The sequence below is a fragment of the Candidatus Pelagibacter communis genome (assembly GCF_001180025.1).
Classification (GTDB): Bacteria; Pseudomonadota; Alphaproteobacteria; order Pelagibacterales; family Pelagibacteraceae; genus Pelagibacter; species Pelagibacter ubique_A.
In genome coordinates this window covers 1-569 of sequence record NZ_CVSK01000063.1, presented here as the reverse complement: position 1 = coordinate 569, position 569 = coordinate 1, and the positions used below count along the sequence as shown (strand labels likewise).

Sequence of the window (569 nt, the reverse complement as noted above, 5' to 3'; positions counted from 1 at the left end):
AATTGCGTATCAAAACTCACTTGCTTATGCAAAAGAGAGAAAGCAAGGAAAAACAAATAATTCAAAATCTACAAATGGTGCAGACTTTATAATTGATCATGCGGATATTAGAAGATCTTTACTTAATATGAAGTCAATTATTGAAGGAGAAAGAGCTTTATGTTTTTGGTTATCACAACAAACTGAGGTGAGTCTCTATCATCCTGATGAAAAGATTAAACAAGAAGCTTTAGATTATGTTTCATTGATGACACCAGTTGTTAAGTCATTATTTACAGATTTAGCTATGGAAATTACGAACGACGCGATGCAAATACATGGTGGATATGGGTACACTAAAGACCAAGGTATAGAGCAATTATATAGAGATAATCGTATTACCCCAATCTATGAAGGAACAAATTCTGTTTCAGAGTCATTTAAAAATAAATCTAAACAATCTATAAAATTTGTTCCATTAATAGGATCACCACCAATACCAATACAAGTTGATTGACCAAGTCCATTTTCAGTTGTCTGTGCTACTGCTTCATATGTCAATGTTCCTGACCTTGATACAATTCCAACAC

At 32.7% G+C, this 569-nt stretch carries 1 protein-coding gene and 1 pseudogene; one reads left to right on the top strand and one right to left on the bottom strand.

The genetic code is table 11. The annotated features are described in order from the left end of the window. On the top strand, positions 1–496 hold a 496-nt coding region (locus AMN83_RS05260), incomplete at its 5' end, for an acyl-CoA dehydrogenase family protein (protein WP_256998065.1). On the opposite strand, the pseudogene AMN83_RS05270 reads toward AMN83_RS05260, so the two are convergent. Further along, a pseudogene (locus tag AMN83_RS05270) lies at positions 460–540 on the bottom strand (hypothetical protein); the annotation flags it as partial. The gene AMN83_RS05260 and the pseudogene AMN83_RS05270 overlap by 37 nt on opposite strands. Between the last annotated feature and the right edge of the window lie 29 nt (positions 541–569).